General features: G+C 72.1%; 14 protein-coding genes. 10 read left to right on the forward strand and 4 right to left on the reverse strand.

Going from position 1 to position 19,983, the window contains the following annotated elements:
- Positions 1 to 155: 155 nt before the first annotated feature.
- From JT362_RS31660 to rfbB, 4 genes are read left to right on the forward strand one after another with little or no spacing between them, the layout of a single operon-like run.
- Entirely contained in the window at positions 156 to 1,565 is a 1,410-nt protein-coding gene (locus JT362_RS31660) for a hypothetical protein (protein WP_260195555.1), read from the forward strand.
- A gap of 3 nt (positions 1,566 to 1,568) precedes the next feature.
- Positions 1,569 to 2,795 carry a nucleotide disphospho-sugar-binding domain-containing protein gene (locus JT362_RS31665; RefSeq protein ID WP_260195556.1) on the forward strand — a complete coding sequence of 409 codons (1,227 nt, stop codon included), beginning with the start codon at positions 1,569 to 1,571 and terminating at the stop codon, positions 2,793 to 2,795.
- Between the two features lie 3 nt (positions 2,796 to 2,798).
- The gene (gene rfbA, locus JT362_RS31670) at positions 2,799 to 3,680 is read left to right on the forward strand and encodes a glucose-1-phosphate thymidylyltransferase RfbA (RefSeq protein ID WP_260195557.1); all 882 of its coding nucleotides are present in this window, start codon (positions 2,799 to 2,801) and stop codon (positions 3,678 to 3,680) included.
- Between the two features lie 3 nt (positions 3,681 to 3,683).
- The gene (gene rfbB, locus JT362_RS31675; RefSeq protein ID WP_260195558.1) at positions 3,684 to 4,667 is read left to right on the forward strand and encodes a dTDP-glucose 4,6-dehydratase; all 984 of its coding nucleotides are present in this window, start codon (positions 3,684 to 3,686) and stop codon (positions 4,665 to 4,667) included.
- A 57-nt stretch (positions 4,668 to 4,724) separates the two neighbouring features.
- Here the strand turns inward: rfbB and JT362_RS31680 are convergent, their stop codons facing one another.
- Positions 4,725 to 7,430: a helix-turn-helix transcriptional regulator gene (locus tag JT362_RS31680; RefSeq protein ID WP_260195559.1), complete on the reverse strand. Its 2,706-nt coding sequence runs from the start codon at positions 7,428 to 7,430 to the stop codon at positions 4,725 to 4,727.
- 130 nt (positions 7,431 to 7,560) lie between these two features.
- Complete coding sequence (locus tag JT362_RS31685) at positions 7,561 to 8,394, reverse strand: hypothetical protein (protein ID WP_260195560.1); 834 nt, start codon at positions 8,392 to 8,394, stop codon at positions 7,561 to 7,563.
- A 180-nt stretch (positions 8,395 to 8,574) separates the two neighbouring features.
- Here JT362_RS31685 and JT362_RS31690 point away from each other — a divergent pair, with 180 nt between their 5' ends.
- Together JT362_RS31690 and JT362_RS31695 are read left to right on the forward strand one after the other, a co-directional pair.
- On the forward strand, positions 8,575 to 8,772 hold the full coding sequence (locus tag JT362_RS31690; protein ID WP_260195561.1) for a hypothetical protein: 198 nt from the start codon (positions 8,575 to 8,577) through the stop codon (positions 8,770 to 8,772).
- 95 nt (positions 8,773 to 8,867) lie between these two features.
- The gene (locus JT362_RS31695) at positions 8,868 to 9,986 is read left to right on the forward strand and encodes a ScyD/ScyE family protein (RefSeq protein WP_260195562.1); all 1,119 of its coding nucleotides are present in this window, start codon (positions 8,868 to 8,870) and stop codon (positions 9,984 to 9,986) included.
- A 54-nt stretch (positions 9,987 to 10,040) separates the two neighbouring features.
- Here the strand turns inward: JT362_RS31695 and JT362_RS31700 are convergent, their stop codons facing one another.
- Positions 10,041 to 13,217 carry an AfsR/SARP family transcriptional regulator gene (locus tag JT362_RS31700; protein ID WP_260195563.1) on the reverse strand — a complete coding sequence of 1,059 codons (3,177 nt, stop codon included), beginning with the start codon at positions 13,215 to 13,217 and terminating at the stop codon, positions 10,041 to 10,043.
- Between the two features lie 334 nt (positions 13,218 to 13,551).
- On the reverse strand, positions 13,552 to 16,704 hold the full coding sequence (locus JT362_RS35500) for a glycosyl hydrolase 115 family protein (RefSeq protein WP_311202779.1): 3,153 nt from the start codon (positions 16,702 to 16,704) through the stop codon (positions 13,552 to 13,554).
- A 234-nt stretch (positions 16,705 to 16,938) separates the two neighbouring features.
- On the opposite strand from JT362_RS35500, the gene JT362_RS31715 reads away from it, so the two are divergent.
- From JT362_RS31715 to JT362_RS31730, 4 genes are read left to right on the forward strand one after another with little or no spacing between them, the layout of a single operon-like run.
- The gene (locus tag JT362_RS31715) at positions 16,939 to 17,337 is read left to right on the forward strand and encodes a TOBE domain-containing protein (RefSeq protein WP_260195564.1); all 399 of its coding nucleotides are present in this window, start codon (positions 16,939 to 16,941) and stop codon (positions 17,335 to 17,337) included.
- Positions 17,338 to 18,108 carry a molybdate ABC transporter substrate-binding protein gene (gene modA, locus JT362_RS31720; protein ID WP_260195565.1) on the forward strand — a complete coding sequence of 257 codons (771 nt, stop codon included), beginning with the start codon at positions 17,338 to 17,340 and terminating at the stop codon, positions 18,106 to 18,108.
- Positions 18,105 to 18,926, forward strand: coding sequence for a molybdate ABC transporter permease subunit (gene modB, locus JT362_RS31725; RefSeq protein ID WP_260195566.1), 822 nt, complete (start codon positions 18,105 to 18,107; stop codon positions 18,924 to 18,926). The genes modA and modB overlap by 4 nt, the downstream gene beginning before the upstream one ends.
- Positions 18,905 to 19,972 (forward strand): ABC transporter ATP-binding protein, encoded by a 1,068-nt coding sequence (locus tag JT362_RS31730; protein ID WP_311202780.1) that lies wholly within the window; start codon positions 18,905 to 18,907, stop codon positions 19,970 to 19,972. Before modB ends, JT362_RS31730 begins: the two co-directional genes overlap by 22 nt.
- Positions 19,973 to 19,983 lie beyond the last annotated feature (11 nt).

The raw sequence follows: 19,983 nt of genomic DNA on the forward strand, positions 1-19,983 counted from the left end.
CCCACCACCCTCAAAAACGCCCTCCACCAACTCCTCACCAACCCCACCTACCACCACAACGCCACCACCATCCAACAAGAAATCCACACCACCCCCACCCCCAACCACCTCACCACCACCCTCGAACGCCTAGCCACCGCAAGGAGTCTTCGACCGTGACCACCCTCGCGAAGGGCACCGACCTCCGACTCGGTGTCGTGCGCGGCATCAGCTACGGCATGTACGGCGAGCCGGAACGCTTCGTGCCCCAGGTCCGCCGCCTCGGCGCCGGGCTGGTGCGCGTGTACGTCTACTGGTCACAGATCGAACCGAGGCCGAACCGCTTCACCTTCGACGTCGTCGACGCGCTGTTCGAGCAGCTCGACGGCACCGAGGAGGTGTGGGTCACCGTCTGCTCCAGCTCCACCTGGGCCACCAGGACGCCGACCACGCTGCTGCCGCCGTCACCGGCCAAGAGCCTCAAGCGCTACCAGAAGTTCCTGCGCCGCCTGGTCGAGCACTGCGCCGGCCGGGTGCACTACTGGCAGTGCGACAACGAACCCAGCGACAACGCCATGCTGTGGGCCGGCACCGCGGAGGAGTACGTGCGGCAGCTCGCGGTGCTGCACGGGGTGGTGCGCGAGACCGACCCGGCCGCGGCGGTGGTCCTCGGCGGGGCGCCGTTCCTGCTGCCGATGTACCCGCCGGAGAGCCACGAGCGGCGGTTCTTCGACGTGCTGCTGCGCACCGGTGGCGACCACTTCGACCTGTTCGACGTGCACCTGTACGGGCCGGCGACCGCGATCCCGGAGCACGTCGAGACGGTACGCGGGCTGATGCGCGAGTACGGGTACGAGAAGCCGGTGGTGGTCGGCGAGTACAACGGGCCGTGGCCCGCGCTGTTCCAGGACGCGATGGCGGTCCTGGCCGGCCCGGCGAACGCGGCGGGCGAGGGCGGCCGGCCGGCGGAGCGGGCCGCGATGGTCGAGCTGTACGAGCGGCGGGACACCCTGCCGCCGACGCTGCGGATGTTCATGTCCGGCTGCGAACCGGAGCTGGAGCGCAAGCGGTACCGGATCGCGTGCCGGGAGATCGTGATGCGCAACCTGCTCGCGTTCTCCGCCGGGGTTCGCCGGACCGTGCTGTGGAACCTGGCGCCGGAGGCACCGGGCTTCGCCAACCCGCTGTCCATGATGGACATCATGTTCCGCACGTTCGCGCTGATGGACTTCGCCGGTCACGAGCTGGCCGTGCGCCATCCGTCGGCGGACGCGTTCGAGCTGGTCGCCCGCGCGCTCGCCGGGGCGGAGGCGGTGCGGCGGGTGGACGTGCCGGACCGCGCGGACCAGTACCTGTTCGAGGTGGACCGACCGGGCCGGGGACCGCTGCTGGTCACCTGGCTGGACCGGGACCCGTTCACCGGCGAGGACGAGCCGGACGTCGAACTGGACCTGCCGTGGTCCGAGCCGTCGGCGCACGCCGTGGACGCGCTCGGCGCCACGCCGGCGGCCGAGGTGCTGGCCGGGCGGGTCCGGCTGCCGGTGGGCGTCACCCCCGTGTTCGTCACCCGATCCGAAGGGAGCTGAGCCGTGCGCGTGCTGTTCACGGTGGCGTCCTGGCCGACGCACTACGCCGCGATGGTGCCGATCGGGTGGGCACTGCAGGCGATGGGGCACGACGTGCGGGTGCTCTGCCCGCCGTCCCAGGTGGCCCCGGTGTCGGCCACCGGGCTGGTCCCGGTGCCGGTCCTCGACGGCATGGACATCGTGACCGCCAACCGGATGGAGTACTACCAGGAGGCGGCCGATGGCCGGTGGCGGTACCCCTGGCTGCCGCTGCACCCGCTCACCGGGGCGGAGATGACCAGCCTGGACGACTTCGACGTCGAGGCCTACCGGCGGGACGTCGAGCCGGGGATCGTGGCCCGCACCGCAGCCGGCTTCGACGCGGCCGTCGACTTCGCCCGGCGCTGGCGCCCGGACGTGGTGCTGCACGACCCGACGAGCCTGGAGGGCCTGCTCGCGGCCCGGGTGCTCGACGTGCCGTCCGCGCTGTGCCTGTGGGGGCCGGTCGGCTCGCACGAGCCGCCGCACCGGCGGATCGTGCCGACCGACGTCAGCGGCGCGTTCCCCCGGCACGGCGCGGGCGAGTTCGACCTGGGCATGGTCGAGAACGTGGTCGACCCGTGCCCGCCGTCGGTCGCGCCGCTGGTCGAGTCCCGCCGGCTGCCGGTGCGGTTCGTGCCGTACAACGGAAGCTCGCCCGCGCCGACCTGGCTGCTGGACGAGCCGAGCCGCCCTCGGGTGTGCGTCGCCTGGTCCACCGCGCTGTCCACCATGTCCGGCCCGAACTCCTACCTGCTGCCCCGGCTGGTGGACGCCCTGTCCGGGCAGGGGCTGGAGGTGTTCGTGACCGCGACCGCAGACGACGTGGCCGCGCTCGGGCCGGTGCCGCCGGACGTCCGGGTGCTGGAACGGATGCCGCTGCGCCTGCTGCTGCCCAGCTGCGCGGCGATCGTGCACCACGGCGGCAGCGGCAACACCATGACCTCGCTGGTCTCCGGCACCCCGCAGCTCGCCGTCACCTTCACCACCGAGACGACGGTGACCGCCGAGCGGCTCGCCTCGGCCGGGGTCGGCATCCACGTCCAGGGCGACCTGGCCGACCGGGACACCCTGCGGGACTCGGTGCTCGCGCTGGTGTCCGAACCGTCCTACCGAGAGCGCGCGGCCCGGCTGCGCGCGGAGAGCCAGCTGCGGCCGACGGCGGTCGACCTGGTGGAGAACCTGGAGAAGCTACTGTCCAGTTTGGAGTAAATCGTGAAGGGCATCATCCTTTCCGGCGGGGCGGGGACCCGCCTGCACCCGGTGACGCTGCCGGTGTCCAAGCAGCTGTTACCGGTCTACGACAAGCCGATGATCTACTACCCGCTGTCCGTGCTGATGCTGGCCGGCATCACCGACATCCTGCTCATCTCGACCCCGCGCGACCTGCCCCACTTCGAACGGCTGCTCGGCGACGGCTCGGCGCTCGGCATCTCGATCGACTACGCCGTGCAGGAGACCCCGCGCGGGCTGGCCGACGCGTTCGTCGTCGGCGCCGACCACGTCGGGGACGACTCCGTCGCGCTGATCCTCGGCGACAACATCTTCCACGGCCCGCGCTTCTCCGAGCTGCTGCGCACCAACGCGTCCGACGTGGACGGCTGCGTGCTGTTCGGCTACCCGGTCACCGACCCGCACCGCTACGGCGTCGGCGAGACCGACCGGGCCGGGAACCTGGTGTCCATCGAGGAGAAGCCGGCGCGGCCGAGGAGCAACAAGGCCATCACCGGGCTGTACCTGTACGACAACGACGTGGTGGACATCGCCAAGAACATCTCCCCGTCGGCCAGGGGCGAACTGGAGATCACCGACGTCAACCGGGTGTACCTGGAGCGCGGCAAGGCGAAGCTGGTCGAGCTCGGCCGGGGGTTCGCCTGGCTGGACACCGGCACGCACGACTCGCTGTTGCAGGCCGGCCAGTACGTGCAGACCCTGGAGCACCGGCAGGGCGTGCGGATCGCGTGCATCGAGGAGATCGCGCTGCGGATGGGGTACATCGACGCCCCGGCCTGCCACGCGCTCGGCGCGGCGCTGGCCAAGACCGGGTACGGGCAGTACCTGATGGCCGTGGCCGCCGAGCACGACCGGGCGGCGTGAGCCATGCGGATCCTGGTCACCGGCGGCGCCGGCTTCATCGGTTCGCACTTCGTCCGCCGGCTGATGCGCGGCGGGTACCCGGCCTTCGCCGGCGCGGGGGTCGTGGTGCTGGACAGCCTCACCTACGCCGGCAACCTGGCCAACCTGGAGGACTGCGTCGACCACCCCCGGCTGCGGTTCGTCCGGGGCGACATCTGCGACTCCTCGGCGGTCGCGGCCGCGATGGCCGGCGTGGACCTGGTGGTGCACTTCGCCGCCGAGTCGCACGTGGACCGCTCGATCCTCGGCGGCGCGGAGTTCGTGCGCACCAACGTGCTCGGCACGCAGGTGCTGCTGGCCGCCGCGCTCGAGGCGGAGGTCGGGCGGTTCGTGCACGTGTCCACCGACGAGGTCTACGGGTCGATCGAGTCCGGGTCGTGGACCGAGGACCGGCCGCTGGAGCCGAACTCGCCGTACTCGGCGTCGAAGGCGTCGTCGGACCTGCTGGTGCGGGCCTACCACCGCACGCACGGGCTGGACACGTGCGTCACCCGCTGCTCCAACAACTACGGGCCCTACCAGTACCCGGAGAAGGTCATCCCGCTGTTCGTCACCAACCTCGCCGACGGCGTCCCGGTGCCGCTGTACGGCGCGGGCGGCAACATCCGGGACTGGCTGCACGTCGACGACCACTGCCGGGGGATCGCGCTGGTCGCCGAGCGCGGCCGGGCCGGTGAGGTCTACAACCTCGGCGGCGGCACCGAGCTGTCCAACCGGGAGCTGACCGAGCGGCTGCTGGCGATCACCGGCCACGACTTCTCCATGGTCCGCCGGGTGCCCGACCGCAAGGGCCACGACGCCCGCTACTCGGTCGACATCACCAAGGCCACCCGCGAACTCGGCTACACCCCACGGGTCGACTTCACCACCGGCCTCGAGGACACCGTCCGCTGGTACGAGGCCAACCGCACCTGGTGGGAGCCACTCAAGCCCGTCCCCGTGGCCTGAACGCCGTGCAGGTCACCTTCGGACGCCGAGCGTCCCGAAGGTGACCTTCACGGCATCTCACACGAGCACGACGCGGTGGGACAGCTCCGAGGGCAGGTCCGTGCGCCTGCTCACCTTGAGCTTGCGGTACACCCTGGTCAGGTGCTGCTCCACGGTGCTGACCGTGATGTAGAGCGTGCGCCCGATCTCCCGGTTCGTGTGCCCGAGCGCGGCCAGCGCGGCCACGTTGCGTTCGGCCTCGGACAGCGCGGACACGCCGCTCGCGGCCGGCTCCGGCGCGCGTTCCTGGCGGGCCTGGACGGCGGGTCCTGGCTCGGGGCGGGGTTCCCGGCGGGGCTCGCGGTCCGGGACGACCGCCCGGCACGCCTTCAGCTCCTGCTCCGCACGGCGCAGCACCAGCCGGGCCTCGGCCAGCTCGCCGACCTCGCGGTGCACCTGGCTGAGGTCGGTCAGCGCGCGGGCCAGCTCCAGCCGGTCCCCGCACTTCTCGAGCAGCTGGATCGCCTCCCGCAGGATCGACGCCCGGTTCCTCGGGTCGCTCGCGCCGGCCAGCACCCGCAGCGACATCGCCCTGGTCCGCGCGCCCACCCCGCTGCCGGCCCGGTCGAGCTGCTCCATCGCCAGCTCCCTGGCCCGCTTGCGCATCCCGACCGTCAGATACGCGTGGCCGAGGTCGCTGCGCCACGGCACCATCGCCGGCACGTCGAACCCGGTGGACCGCAACAGCGCGCCGCAACGCTCGAACTCGTCCACCGCGGCGAGCGGGCGCCCGGCCGCGAGGCTGTGGCTGCCGCTCGCGTGCAGGTACCTGGCGCCGAACACGGTGCCGGCCATGGCGTCCGGCACCACCTGTTCCAGCAGCTCCGCGGCCGCGCCGAGCCGGCCCATCGCGGTCAACGCCAGCACCTCGGTGGACAGCGGCAGACCGACCAGCACGCCCCAGCTCTGCGGGTGCAGCCGGTCCAGTGCGGCACGGGCCCCGGCGGCGGCCGAGGCCAGGTCGCCCCGGCGCCAGGACAGCTCCGCCCGCACGCACCCGAGCAGCGCGCTCCACGTGGTGGCCCGGCGGCGCTCGGCGTCGTCGGCGAGCGCGTCGCTCCAGTACCTGGCCCGGTCCTGCCGGTCGGCGTGGTCGAGGGCGAGCACGGCCATCGCGCCCACCTCGGGCAGCACGTCGCCGAGGCAGCCCTGCAGGATGTGCTCGGCGCCGCTGACCGCGTCCGCACCGCGGGACAGCAGGTTCGGGGTCCGGGCGAGCGGGCTCGTCGTGGCCGGCGGAACGGCCCGGTCGGGCTCCAGCAGCGAGCGGACGTCCTCGGGCAGCGCCCCGTAGATCCACTCGTGCGCGAACCGCAGCTCGGCCGCGACGTCGGCGTCCGGCCCACCGCACGCCGCGCGCACCGCGCGCAGCTGGTCGGCCGCGGCCGGCAGGTCACCCTGCCACAGCAGGTGCCGGACCACCGGCACCGCGTCCCGCCAGCCCAGCTCGCCCGCGTCGAGCGCGGACCGCAGCGCCGGTACCTGCGGCGCCACCGCCGACGGGTTGACCCGCCACGCCACCCGCACCAGCGCGGCCCGCACCGCCACCCGGTCCGGCTCGTCGCACACCCGCAGCGCGAGCTCCAGGCACGCGACCGCGAACCGGTCGTCGACGACCACCGACCGGTCCGACGCCCGCCGCAGCAGGCCGACCGCCCACGGGCCGGGCACGTCGTCGGCCGCCACCAGGTGCCGGGCGATCTCGGTCGCGTCCACACCACGCCCGTACAGCAGCTCGGCCGCCCGCAGGTGCAGCCGGTCCGGCTCGGCGCTCTCCAGCACGGTCGCGACGATCACCTGGTGACGCAGCCGGTTCCCGGTCATCAGCCCGGCCGCGCGCAGCACGTCGAACACCGGGGCGACCGCCCGGTCCGGCAGTTCGAGCAGCCGGCCGACGAGGTCCGGCGTGGCGTGCTCGTCCAGCACGGCGACGCCCCGCGCGACGGCCGTGATGTCCGGGTCGTGCCACCGGTCCAGGCAGTCCAGGACGTCCTGGCGGAACACGGCCCCGACCGGCTCCGCGCCGCGCAGCCGGTCCTCGATCAGCGCGTTGGTCAGCAGCGGGTTGCCACCGGCCAGCTCGTGCAGGGCGGCCGCCTGGTCCGCGCCGCCCAGCCGCCGCTCGGCCAGCGCACCGACCCCGGCCGGGGTCAGCGGCGCCACCGGGATCCGGCGGTGCGGCTGGCGGACCAGCTCGGCGTGCGGCACGGTCCTGGTCATGCTCGGCCGCTCCCACTCGGCGAGTACGAGCAGCACCCGCGCCGAGCGCATTCGCCGCCGCAGGCTCAGCAGCACCCGCAGCGAGGCGCTGTCGACGTGCTGCAGGTCGTCGACGGTGAGGACCAGCGGGCGCTCGGCGGCCAGCTCGAGCAGCAGTGCGCACAGCCCGTGCACGGCGCGCGCGTCCGCCTCCGGGCGCCGGCCGAGGGCGGCGGCGTCCCAGGTGATCAGTTCGGAGACCCGGTCCAGGAGCTCCTTGGGCAGCGGTGCGCTGCGGAACAGCTGCCACATCACGCCCATCGGCAGTTCCCGCTCCACCTGGGCGCCGCTCGCGGTCAGCAGCAGCGTGTCGCCGGAGACCACCTCCTCGGCGAACGCGGCGAGCAGCTCCGTCTTCCCGCTGGCCAGTCCCCCGACGACCAGCGCGGCCCGGCCGCTGCCGCCGACGGCCTCGGCCAGCAGCCCACGTAACGTCTCGAGTTCACGATCCCGTTCTACGACCATAACGTTTCGCCTGTTTCCCCTCCCGTGGCGTGATCCTCCCTGATCGTCGCCGCCTGGCTGGACTGTCGTGTGCTGTCCATCTCGGTCTCCTCCTGCTCACCGGACGCCCCTTCGCGTCCACCGTGGACGGTCATTCGTCGAGTGCGACCCCGAGTCCGCGTACCAGTGCCGCCCGGTGCAGCTCGCCGGCGAGCCACCCGTCCAGGCGGTGCGCGCCGAGCAGCTCGACCAGCAGCACGTCGTCGACGTGGGTGCGGCCGGGGTGGTCGCCGCGCAGCACGCGGCCGAGGTCGGCCTCGACCCGCCGCTGCCGCCTGCCGTTGCGCCGGGCGGGGTCGACCAGCGCGGCGTCGTCGACGTAGAACTGGCTCACCGAGTCGGCGACGTCGTCGGCGAGATCCGACCCGGCGACGTAGACCAGCAGGGCGCCGGCCGTGGGCGGGCCGGGCACCTGCCGCGCCAGGTCGGCCGCCAGGGCGACGACCAGCGTCGCGCCGAGGGCCGCCTCGGCCGGCACGTCGGTGAACGACCAGCCGATCCCGGCCTCGTCGAGCTGGTCGAGCACGTCCGGCCCGAGCGGCCCGCCGGCCGGGCACACCGCGACGTGGCTGAGCCCCGGCACGTGCCGGGTGAGCAGGGTGAGGAGCAGCGGGAGGACCGGGCCGGAGCCGAGCACCGCCGCGGTGACGACTCCCGGAGCGACCAGTGTGCGGGCGGCGACGGTGGCCAGCGCGGCGGTGTGACACGCGATCAGCGCCTCGGCCGGGAGCACGCACCGACGGCCGGCCCGCAGGTCCTCGAAGAGCACCGCGTCCGCCGTCCGGGCGTACGAGTGAAACCGACCAGCCGGTTCGCGCTCCGCCGAACGCTCGACGAGCCCGACGGCCAGCACCCGCACCGGATCGATCGCGGTCCAGGCGCTGACCAGCTCGTCCGTGTTGAGCTGGCGGAGGTCGTTGTTCATGGCTGGGGCCGCCTCCTCGCGGTGCGCCGGCTGTCGGAGTCCACGGTGCCGTTCTTTTCTGTTGCCGGACTCTCACTTCGCTCTCACCTGATCGAGAGCCGGTTGAGAGCCGCTCAAGCGATGCTCGAGTCGTCCACTTGAACTGCTCGTGCGGGACGGCACGAAGGCGGGAGCGAAGAGATGCGAGTCCAACGGAAGGTGACGGCGGCCGGCCTCGGTCTGCTCGGTGCCCTGGCGGTGTTCCACGGTGCGTACCAGGGTGCGTTCGACGGCGCGGCCGGGTCCGGTGACGGCCGGCACGTCGCCGACCCACCGCTGCCGGTCGAGGAGGTCCTCGAGGACATTCTCGACCGGTTACCGGACGACATGCACTGGTGACCGGTCCCCTCGCTCCCCCACGTCCCTCCCCCGACCTCCCACCACCACGACGCCCGGGTGCGAACCGATCGCGCCCGGTCAGAAGGGAAAGCCAGATGAGCAAGTTACGGAAGCGGTCGCTGCTGGTGCTCGCCGGTGTCACCGCACTGCTGGTCTCCGGAGTGACCGCGGCCTCAGCCGCCCCCGCCGGTCATCGTGCCGAACCGACCCTCGAGGTACTGGCGTCGGGGCTGAACAACCCGAGGCACCTGGTCGTCGACCGGGGCAAGGTGTGGGTCGCGGAGGCCGGCGTCGGCGGCGACCTGCAGTGCATCATCACCCCGGAGGGCGAGCAGTGCCTCGGCCGCTCCGGCGCGATCGTCAAGGTCGGGCGGGACGGTAGCGTGCGCCGGATCATCGAGGGGCTGCCGTCGCTCGGCGCGCCGCTCGACGGTTCCTACGCCACCGGCCCGGCCGACCTCGCGCTGTCCAGGGGCAAGCTGGACGTGCTGATGTCGACGTCCGGGATCGACCCGGTCACCGGGGCGAACCCGTTCGGCGACAACGGCCCGGAGATGGGCCGGCTGCTGCGGTTCGACCGCAACGGTGCGGGTGACATGCGGATGGGCCCGGACTTCGGGCTGTACGAGGGTGTGCACAACCCGGACGACGGGATCGGGGCGCCGCCCGGTTTCGAGATCGAGTCGAACCCGTACGGCATGACGCCCTACCGGGGCGGCTACGCGGTGGTCGACGCCGGCGGCAACGACCTGCTGTGGGTCGACCGGTTCGGCCGGGTGCACACGCTGGCCGTCTTCCCCGCGAAGGACGTCGACGGCAGGAAGCTGCAGAGCGCGCCGACCGCGGTCGAGGTCGGTCCGGACGGGGCGCTGTACGTGGCCGAGCTGAGCATGGCGCCGGGGACCGCGCGGGTGTACCGGGTGGTGCCCGGTCAGGAGCCAGAGGTGTACGCCGACGGCTTCACCGTGCTGACCGACCTGGCCTTCGACCGCCGGGGCAGGCTGCTGGCCCTGTCCATGACGCGAACGGGTGCGATCTTCCCGCCGCAGCAGGGCGAGATCGTGCGGATCGAGCGGGACGGCAGCAAGACGTCGTTCACGCCGGAGGGACTGATCTCCCCCACCGGCATCGCCGTCGAGGGCAACACCGTGTACGTCTCCAACCAGGGCGTCTCCCCCGGACTCGGGGAGATCGTCAAGCTGCGGCTGCCCTGACCGGGTCGTACCGACCAGCGCGGCTCCCGGGATCCGGGGGCCGCGCTCGGCGTGTCAGCCGCGCTCGGTCGTCTGGTGGGTGTGCAGGGCCGACCGGGAGGTCTCGACCTGGGCGAGCCAGCGCGCGGCCTCCTTGGAGTCCAGGTCCGCCAGCAGTTCGGCCGCCTGCTCCAGCTTGTCGGCGGCGAGCCCCAGGTCGGCGTTGACGGCGTGCAGGCCGGCCAGCACCCGCAGCGTCTTGGCCTGCCACAACACCGAACCCAGCTCCTCGAACAGCTGGCCGGCGGCGGCGAGGTGGTCGGCGGCCGCTGCGGTGTCGCCGCCGGCGAGCGCGATCTCGCCGAGCGCGTACAGGGTCTCCCCCTCGACCAGCCGCTCCCCGACCCGGCGGGAGAGGGCGAGGGCGTGCAGGAGCGTCTGCTCGGCGTTGTCCGCGCGGCCCTCCCGGTAGCGGACGATGCCGAGCGCGTACAGCGCGTACGCCTCGCCGATCCGGTCACCGATGTTGCGCACGATGAGCAGGACCCGGTGCAGCGCCTGCCGGCTCCGCTCGATCTGCCCGGTGTTGAGGTACAGGTGGGCGAACTGGTGCACCACCTGGGCCTCGCCCCGCAGGCACCGGACGTCCTTGCAGATGCCGAGGGCTTCCTCGAGCAGCGCCTCGCCGCGCTCCACGTCGCCCTCGTCGATCCAGAACTTGGCGGTACTGCGCAGGATCTGCGCCTCCGCCATCCGGTCGCCGACGGTACGCAGCGCGGTGAGGGCCTCGTCGTAGTTGGCCAGCATCGCGGCCGAGTTGCCGCGCAGGCCGTCGACCAGCGCGACGTTGCGCAACACCAGCCCGCGCCCGTGCGCGTTCCGGCTCGCGTCGAAGATGCCGAGCGCGGCGGTGAAGCACTCCTGGGCGTCGCCGAGCCGCTTCTGGAACATGTGCAGCGTGCCGAGGGAGTAGAGCATCGCGCCGTACCCGGTGCGGTTGCCGGCCCGTTCGGTCACCGCCAGGCCGAGTTCGGCGGTCTCCCGCCACAGTTCGAAGTAGCCCTTGCTCTCGAACAGGGTGACCGAGGTGAGGGCGAGGTCCCAGCACAGCTCGTCGAGCCCGTCGGCCGCGGCCTGCCGGATGGCGGCGACCAGGGAGCCGCGCTCGATGTCCCACCAGTCGCGTTCGGTGCCCCACCAGTCGTCCGGCGCGCCGACGCCGTGCTCGGCCGGCGGGCGCCAGCGGGGCGCGGTCCCGTGCAGGATCGTGTAGTCCCCGCCGTACTCCTTGCGGTGCGCCTCCTCGGCGAGCGCGAGCCAGGCCCCGAGCACCCTGGCGACGGTCTCGTCGCGCTGCTCGGGGGTCTCGGTCTCGGCGAGCCGTTCCAGCGCGTAGACCCGGATCAGGTCGTGGAAGCGGTAGCGGACGCGTTCGCCCGGGTATTCGACGGTGTCGAGCATGCGGGCGTCGACCAGGCTCTCCAACACGTCCTCGGCGTCGGTGAGCGTGGTGTCCAGCAGGGCCGCGGCGATCCAGCCCGGGAAGTCCTGCGACTGAACAAGGGCGAACAACCGGAACAGGTGTTGCGCGCGACTCGGCAGGCTTCGGTAGGTCAGTCCGATGTTGGTACGCAGCTCGAGTCCGCGATGGGAGAACTCGTCGAGCCGTCTAGCCTCGTTCCCCAACCGGCGAACCAGTTCGGAGATCCGCCAGTGCGGCCGCGAAGCGAGCCGGGCACCGGCGATCCGCAGGGCGAGTGGAAGCCCGCCGCAGAACCGGACCAGTTCGACCGCCGCGTCCTCTTCGGAACGGACCCGCGGCACGCCGATGATCTTCGTGAGCAGTTCGATGGACTTGTCGGTGTCGAACGGTTCCACGTCGACCCAGACCGCGCCGGGCAAACCGGACAGCCGGGTACGACTGGTCACGAGGACGGCGCAGTTCGGGCTGCCCGGCAGCAGCGGAAGCACCTGGTCCTCACTGGTCACGTCGTCGAGCACGAGGAGCACCCGGTTGCGGGCGACCGTGCTGCGGTACATCCAGGCGCGCTCCTCGACGTCCTCCGGGATCGCCGAGCCGCTGACGCCCATCGCCCTGAGGAAACGAGCCAGCAAAGTCCCGGTGCTGCTTTCCCGGGCGGCCTGGAAATCACCGTATAGATGCCCGTCCGGGAACTGGTCCATCAGCTCGTGCGCGACCCGGACGGCAAGACTCGACTTCCCGACACCGCCTTTTCCGGAAATCGCGACGATACGCACGGAATAGGGCGCGACACATTCCGCGGAACCGCCGAGAAGAATGCTCCGAATTCGCTGGATCAGCTCCTCCCGGCCGGTGAAGTCGGCGATGCTGAACGGCAGCTCGTGCGGCACCATCGGCAGGTCGGCCCGCGCGGCCGCCGGCCCGGCCGGCAGCGGGACCACCGCGCCGCCGGCTCCGTCCTCGGGGCCGACCGAGCCGTCCGCAGCATCCTGGTCCGGCGCTCGCTCGTCCGCCGGCCGCCAGTCCAGTGCGGGATCCCGGTTGAGGATCGCCCGTTCCAGGTCCTGCAGCTCCTGCCCCGGCTCGATGCCGAGTTCCTCGACGAGGACGTCGCGCACCCGCCGGCGGACCTCGAGCGCGTCGACCTGCCGCCCGGAGCGGTAGAGCGCGAGCATGAGGAAGCCGTACAACCGCTCGCGCAGCGGGTTCTCGTGGACCAGAGCGGCGAGCTCGTCGACGATCTCCTTGTGCCTGCCGAGCGCGAGGTCTAGCCGGACGCGTTCCTCCAGCGCGGAGAGCCTGCGGTCCTCCAGCAGGGCGGTGCCCCGGCGCACCTGCGGGCTCTGCACGTCGGCCAGTGCCGGGCCCCGCCAGAGCTGCAGGGCGGTCCGCAGGGTGGTCGCCGCGAGCGCGAGCTGCCCGTCGTCGGCCTCCCGGCGGGCCTGCGCGACGAGACCGGCGAACTCCTCGCTGTCCAGTTCCCGCTCGGACAGTTCGAGCAGGTAACCATGCGGATAAGTGTTGATGACGTCCGGCCGTCCGGCCGACCCGAACAGTTTCCGCAGCCCGGAGATACACGTCTGGATCTGCCCGCGCGCGGTCTCCGGCGGAGCCACGTCCCACACGGCGTCAATCAGCTGCTCGACTGCTGTGACGCGGTTCGCGTTCAGCGCGAGCATTGCCAGTATTGTCCGCTGCCGTGGCCCTCCGATGTCGAGTGCTCGCCGTTCGGCGATCAGCTCGAGCGCGCCAAGAAGCCTGACATACATATTTATTTGCCCCTGGTCAGACTAATCGCCCACGAGGGACAGTACACGCGTGGTGGGGGTCGCACCAGGGGCGCCAATACCACCGCGGCATTCATCCGTCTACTGGGGAACCCGCGCCGCGACGGCGAAACTCACCCGAACGGCGGCGCGTTTCCGGCGCCGTTCGGCCGCCGAAGAGTACGGCGTAGAGTTGAGAGTCTGACGCAAAGCGTCGGCCCACTGACTTTTCGTGTCCACATGCGATCGCCGTGAACGCGCCGTGAATCCCTGACGATCACCTGACGTTCGTCGCTTGCTCGACGCTGGGTGATCCGGCGCTCACGCGGTTTCCGCGTCAACGATGCCCGATCCGGCGGCTCTCCGGCGGCCCGAGGTAGCTGGGTGCGAGCCCACCGGTGTCGACGACGATCTTCTGCACCACCACCGTCGGATCGACCATCCAGAGCTTCAGCACGTGCTCGCCCGGCCGCTCGACCAGGTGCGTGGTGGCGGTGCGGTTGACGTTGTCGGAGGTGTTGCGCTCCCACTGCCGGTTCATGCTGGTGTCGTCGGCACCCGTGGCCGTGGTCACGTTGACCCGCTGCGGCGGTTGCCCGTCGAGGGAGACCGCGTAGGACAGCCCGTCGGTCGGGTGCACGTTGTTCCTCGGCGACAGGTGGACCCACACGGTCACCGGCCCGGTCGTGGTCAGGTTCATCGTGTACTCGAGCCGCGGGCCCCGGCCGCCCGGCGTCTGCCGAGGCGCGGTCACCGGTGTCGGTTGCATTCCCGCACCCTCCCGGCCGATGCCGGGGATCCGCAGCCACTCCACCCCGTTGCCGCCGACGACGCGGTCGGCGTGCTCGGCGGCCATGGAGACGTACCCGTTGGCCTCCACGAACCCGCGCCGCGGCGTGTCGCGTGGGTTGTCGCGCGGGTTGTCGACGACCGCCGTGACCTCCACGCTCGCGCCCTCCGGCCCGACCACCCGGATCGGCACCCGGGTCGTGCCCTCCGGTGCCCGCCGCCAGTCGACCCGGACCTCCGCCCGGACCTCCTTGTCCACGACTCCGCGCGCCGGCGTCACCCTGACCCAGGACACCCCCGGCTCGATCCGGTAGGCGAACGAGTCCCGCCCGCGGTTGAACACGTCGATGTACTGCTCTGGCTGGCTCTGGTACGGACTGAACGTCGGCAACACGGCCGGCCCGTCCGAGGGAGGCTGCCCGGCGGTCGCCCCGGGCGACGCCGTCCCGGGCGACCACCACTGGTCCGAGCCGTCGATCGCCACGCCAAGCTCCGCGCCGTCCGGCACCTCGATCCGTCGCACCGCCGGGAAGACCTCGTCCGGCAGCACCTGGTTGTCGATCTCGGGCTGCTGCCAGGGCGCGTTCGGGCCGTAGCGCTCCACGTCCCCGTAGCCGATCTTGGGCTGGGTCTGGAAGCCGCGCCACTTCCCGTCGGCGAGCTCGCTGTTGTAGTAGTCGGACAACGCCTGGTCCTCGGCGAACCGCGCGTCGGTGCGGTCGGCGTAGTCGTTGGTCGCCGCCCGCCCCTGCGCGGCGTAGCGCAGGTTCGTGAACTCCGCGTGGCGCAGCTCGTACAGGTTGGCGGTGGCCTTCACCGCGTACAGCACGAGCTGGAAGTAGGCGTCCCGGTAGGACGGCGGCAGCCGCCACCCGACTCGTTCCGCGCGCCGCGCGAGCCGTTGCCACTCGGCGGTGACCCGGTCCAGCTCGCGGTAGTGCTCGAGGTAGAACGGCGTCTGCTCGTCGTCGTAGGTCACCGTGTCGCCGGGCCCGGTGGTGATCCGGCGGTTGAGCAGCTCCGGCTTGCGCCGGGACTGCAGGTGACCGTAGGTGTGCAGCACGTCGGCGATCTCGTCGGCGTGCCGGTGCCCGAAGTTCTGCGCGGCGTACCGCCGCTCCCACTCGGGCAGGCGCTCCAGGGGCCACGCGTCGGGGTTCCAGGCGTAGTCGAGGAAGAACTGGGTCGGCAGCTCCGCGTTCTTCAGGTCGCCGACGTTCACCACCCACAACCGGTCGACGCCGTACCGGTAGGACGTGTGCAGTTGCTCCCAGGTGTTCGCCAGGTTGATGGTGTCGACCCACTTGTAGTTCCGGCCGCCGCCGACGTAGTCGAAGTGGTAGTACATGCCGTACCCGCCGGACCGGGGCGGCAGGGTGGGGTCGGGCAGCTTGCGCATGTTGCCCCAGTTGTCGTCGGTGAACACGACCGTGACGTCGTCCGGGGCGCGCAGGCCCTTGTCCCAGTAGCGCTGGACCTCCTTGTACAGCGTCCAGACCTGCGGGACGTCGAGCGCACCGTGGTCGGCCAGGATCTTCCGCTCGCTGTCGAGGATCTCCCGCATCAGCTCGATCCCGTCACCGTCGGGGAGGCTGACGTCGCCGTTGCCGCGCATCCCGAGCGTCACCACGCCCTCGATGTCCTCCTCGACCATGCGCTCGATGCCGTCCGCCCAGTAGGCCTTGACGGCCTCGGCGTTACGCCGGAAGCTCCACTCGCCGGTGCCGCCGTACGGGTCGTGGCCCGGCGTGACGACGTTGCCGTCCTCGTCGCGCACGGCGGGCACGGCGTGCCGGTTCCACTCCTCGATCCCCCGCATCATCGGCGCCTCGTGCGAGGTGCCCATGACGACGCCGTACGCGGTGGCGGTGGCGTGGTTGGCCGGGTCGTCCTCGGCGAAGGCACGTCCCCAGACCGCGGGCCAGAGGTAGTTGGCCTTGAGCCGGAGCATGGTCTCGAACACGCGGGCGTAGAAGGCGCTGGTGAACCCACCCGGATGGCCCGGCGCGTGCCCTGGCCCGAAGTGGTCGGGGGCCCAGGTGCCGAGGGCCGGGTTCTCGTCGTTGATGAAGAAGCCGCGGTACTTCACCGCGGGCGTGCCCTGCGTGTGCCGGCCCGGCAGCACGTACAGCTCCGCGGCGTGCCGGCTCGGCACGTCGTCCCACCAGTACCAGGGCGACACCCCGATCCGCCTGGACACGTCGTAGGCACCGAAGATCGTTCCCCGCTGATCGCTGCCCGCGATGACCAGCGCGCGGCGGATCCCGGGCAGCGGGTTGTCGACGACCTGCTGCAACGAGGTCTCCCACTTGCCCGCGATCCCGGTGACGTCGAGCTTGCCGGCGGTCACGAGCCCGTCGATCAGCGGACTGCGGCCGATCGTCCCCACGAGCACCGGTTGACTGCCCGCCGGCGGCCGGTCCCGGACGACGACCGGGCGCACCCCGGTGACGCGCTCGACGTCCGACCGCAGGTCGTTCACGACCCGGACCACGCCGGCGTGGTCACCGGCACTGACCACGATCGGCGCGGCCTTCCGCCTGGCCACCAGGGGGAAGCTTCCCGGCCTCGGCGACGTGACGACGTAGGAGTCCGGATCGGCCGGCTGCCAACCCGAGGTCTCGACGGGCTTCGACACCGGGGTCGGTGCCGCCGTCGTCACGACGAGAACCGCGACCAGCAGCCGGACAGGCATTCTCATGGCGATCTCCGTTGATCACGAACCGGGCCGAAACTTCCGTCCAAATTCCGCAACATGGTCACGATAGCGGCCAGCACAGTCCAAAGCCAGACACCAGAACCCACGAAAACGGCGCGATAATTCAATTCGTCGCACCGAAATTTTCGACACTCGATCTCGTGAACATCGATCCGATCCTCGGATGCGATCCAGAGTCTTGGATAGTTCCGCGTCTGCGGATATATGCTCGCGCGTATGCCGAAGCTGCGGATAAGTGAGGCGGCCACGCTGCTGGGGGTCAGCGACGACACCGTGCGGCGCTGGGTCGACCAGGGCCGGCTGCCGGTGGTGCAGGGCGACAACGGACGCATGGCCGTCGAGGGCAGCGAGCTCGCCGCGTTCGTCCAGCGGTTGTCCGACGCTCCGGAACCGGGCGCGACCGTCGCCGCGTCGGCGCGCAACCGGATGCGGGGCATCGTCACCCGCGTCACCAAGGACGGCGTGATGGCGCAGGTCGAGCTGCAGGCCGGGCCGTTCCGCCTGGTGTCGCTGATGAGCAGGGAGGCCGCGGAGGAACTCGGTCTCGAGCCCGGCAGCGTGGCCGTGGCCTCGATCAAGTCCACTCTCGTCGTCGTCGAGATCCCGGAGACGTAGATGGTCCGCTCACTCTGGGTGGCCGCGCTCGCCACCCTCGCCGTGTTCCCGGTCGCCTGCGGATCGGCGGCACCGGCCGACGACCAGGACGGAGCCTCGGGTGAGGTCGTGGTGTTCGCCGCCGCGTCGCTCACCGAGACGTTCACCGAACTCGGCCGGCGGTTCGAGGAGGCGAACCCCGGCACGACGGTGACGTTCAACTTCGCCGGCAGTTCCTCGCTGGCGAAGCAGATCGTCGAGGGCGCTCCCGTCGACGTGTTCGCCTCGGCCTCGCCGGCGAACATGGAGCAGGTCACCGAGACCGACGCGGTGTCGGGCGAGCCGACGGTGTTCGTGCGCAACCGGCTGGAGATCGCGGTCCCGGCGGGCAACCCGGGTGACGTCACCGGGATCGCGGACTTCGCCGACGAGGACCGGACGATCGCCCTCTGCGCCGAGGAGGTGCCGTGCGGGGCGGCGGCGAGGAAGGCACTCGACGCGGCCGGGGTCACCGCGGCGCCGGACACCCTGGAACGCGACGTCAAGGCGGTGTTGACCAAGGTCGAACTCGGTGAGGTCGACGCGGCGCTGGTCTACCGCACCGACGTCCGGGCCGCGGACGACACCGTCGAGGGCATCGCGTTCCCGGAGTCGGAGCGGGCGGTCAACGACTACCCGATCGCGACCATGGCGGAGGCACCCAACACCGAGGGCGCACGGGCGTTCGTCGACTTCGTGCTGTCCGACGCCGGCCGCTCGGTGCTGACCGACGCCGGGTTCGACGGTCCGTGACCGCTCCGAGCCGGGTCCGGCGCAGGACCGTCCGGCGCGGGCGGCTGCCGGTCGTCCTGGCCGTCCCCGCGCTGATCGGGCTGGCGTTCCTGGTCGTCCCCCTGATCGGGATGCTGGTCCAGACCCCGTGGTCCACGCTGGGCGACCAGTTGTTCAGCCAGGAGGTCGGGCAGGCGCTGCTGCTGTCGCTGGTCTGCGCCAGCCTGGCCACGGTGCTCTGCCTGGTGCTCGGCGTGCCGCTGGCCTGGCTACTGGCCAGGAGCGACCTGCCGGGGCGCGGGGTGCTGCGGGCACTGGTGACGGTGCCGCTGGTCCTGCCGCCGGTCGTCGGCGGGGTGGCACTGCTGCTCGTGCTCGGCCGCCGGGGGCTCATCGGCGAGCACCTGCACGAGTGGTTCGGCGTCTCGCTGCCGTTCACCACCGCCGGCGTGGTGGTGGCGGAGGCGTTCGTGGCGATGCCGTTCCTGGTGATCGCGGTCGAGGGCGCGTTGCGCGGAGCCGACTCGCGCTTCGAGGAGGCGGCCGCGACCCTGGGCGCCTCGCGGTGGCTGACGTTCCGTCGCGTCACGCTGCCCTCGATCGCGCCGGGGGTGGTGGCCGGCACGGTGTTGTGCTGGGCTCGCGCCCTGGGCGAGTTCGGCGCCACGATCACGTTCGCCGGCAACTTCCCCGGCCGGACCACGACGATGCCGCTCGCCGTGTACCTGGCGCTGGAGACCGATCCCGGCGCGGCGATCGTGTTGAGCGTCGTGCTGCTGCTGGTGTCGGTGGTCGTGCTGGTCAGCCTGCGGGACCGGTGGATCGGCGGGACGCCGTGACGCTGCGCGCCGACCTGCACGTGACGCGGGGCGCCTTCCGGCTCGACCTGCCGTTGACGGTCGAGCCGGGCGAGGTCGTGGCGCTGCTCGGCCCCAACGGTGCGGGCAAGACCACGGCGCTGCGGGCACTGGCGGGGCTGCTGCCCGTCACGTCCGGGGACATCCGGCTGGACGACGCGGTGTGGGACCGCCCGCCCGAACTGTTCGTGCCCCCCGAGAACCGCGCGGTCGGCGTGGTGTTCCAGGACTACCTGCTGTTCAACCACCTGTCCGCGCTGGAGAACGTCGCGTTCGGCCCGCGGGCGCGGGGACTCGACCGGGCGAGCGCGCGGGCGCGGGCGCGCACCTGGCTGGACCGGGTGGGGCTCGCCGACCACGCGGGCAAGCGACCCCGGGCGCTGTCGGGTGGGCAGGCGCAGCGGGTGGCGCTGGCCCGCGCGCTGGTCACCGAGCCAGGACTGCTGCTGCTCGACGAACCGCTGGCGGCCCTGGACGCCAGCAACCGGCTGCACGTGCGCTCCTCGCTCGCGCGGCACCTGGCCGAGTACCCCGGCCGCACCCTGCTGGTCACCCACGACCCGCTCGACGCCATGGTCCTGGCCGACCGGATCGTGATCGTCGAGCACGGCCAGGTCGTGCAGGAGGGCCCGCCGGCCGAGGTGGCCCGCCGGCCGCGAACGGACTACGTCGCCCACCTCGTTGGGCTGAACCTCTACCGCGGCGTCGCGTCCGGCACCGGCGTGCGGCTCGACGACGGTGGCAGCTTCACCGTCGCCGAGCCGGCCACGGGCGCGGTGCACATCGCGTTCTCCCCGACCGCGGTGAGCCTGCACCGCGACGTTCCAGAGGGCAGCCCCCGGAACGCGTGGCCGGTGACCGTGGCCGACATCGAACAGCACGCGCACACCGTTCGCGTACGCCTGGACGGCGACCCGCCGGTCCTGGCCGACGTCACGCCGGCCGTGATCGCCGAGCTGGGCCTGTCCCCCGGCGCCCGCGTATGGGCGACGGTCAAGGCGACCGAGGCCGCGGTCTACCCGGCCTGACCAGCGAACAC

The organism is Actinophytocola gossypii (assembly GCF_025165815.1).
Lineage (GTDB): Bacteria > Actinomycetota > Actinomycetes > Mycobacteriales > Pseudonocardiaceae > Actinophytocola > Actinophytocola gossypii.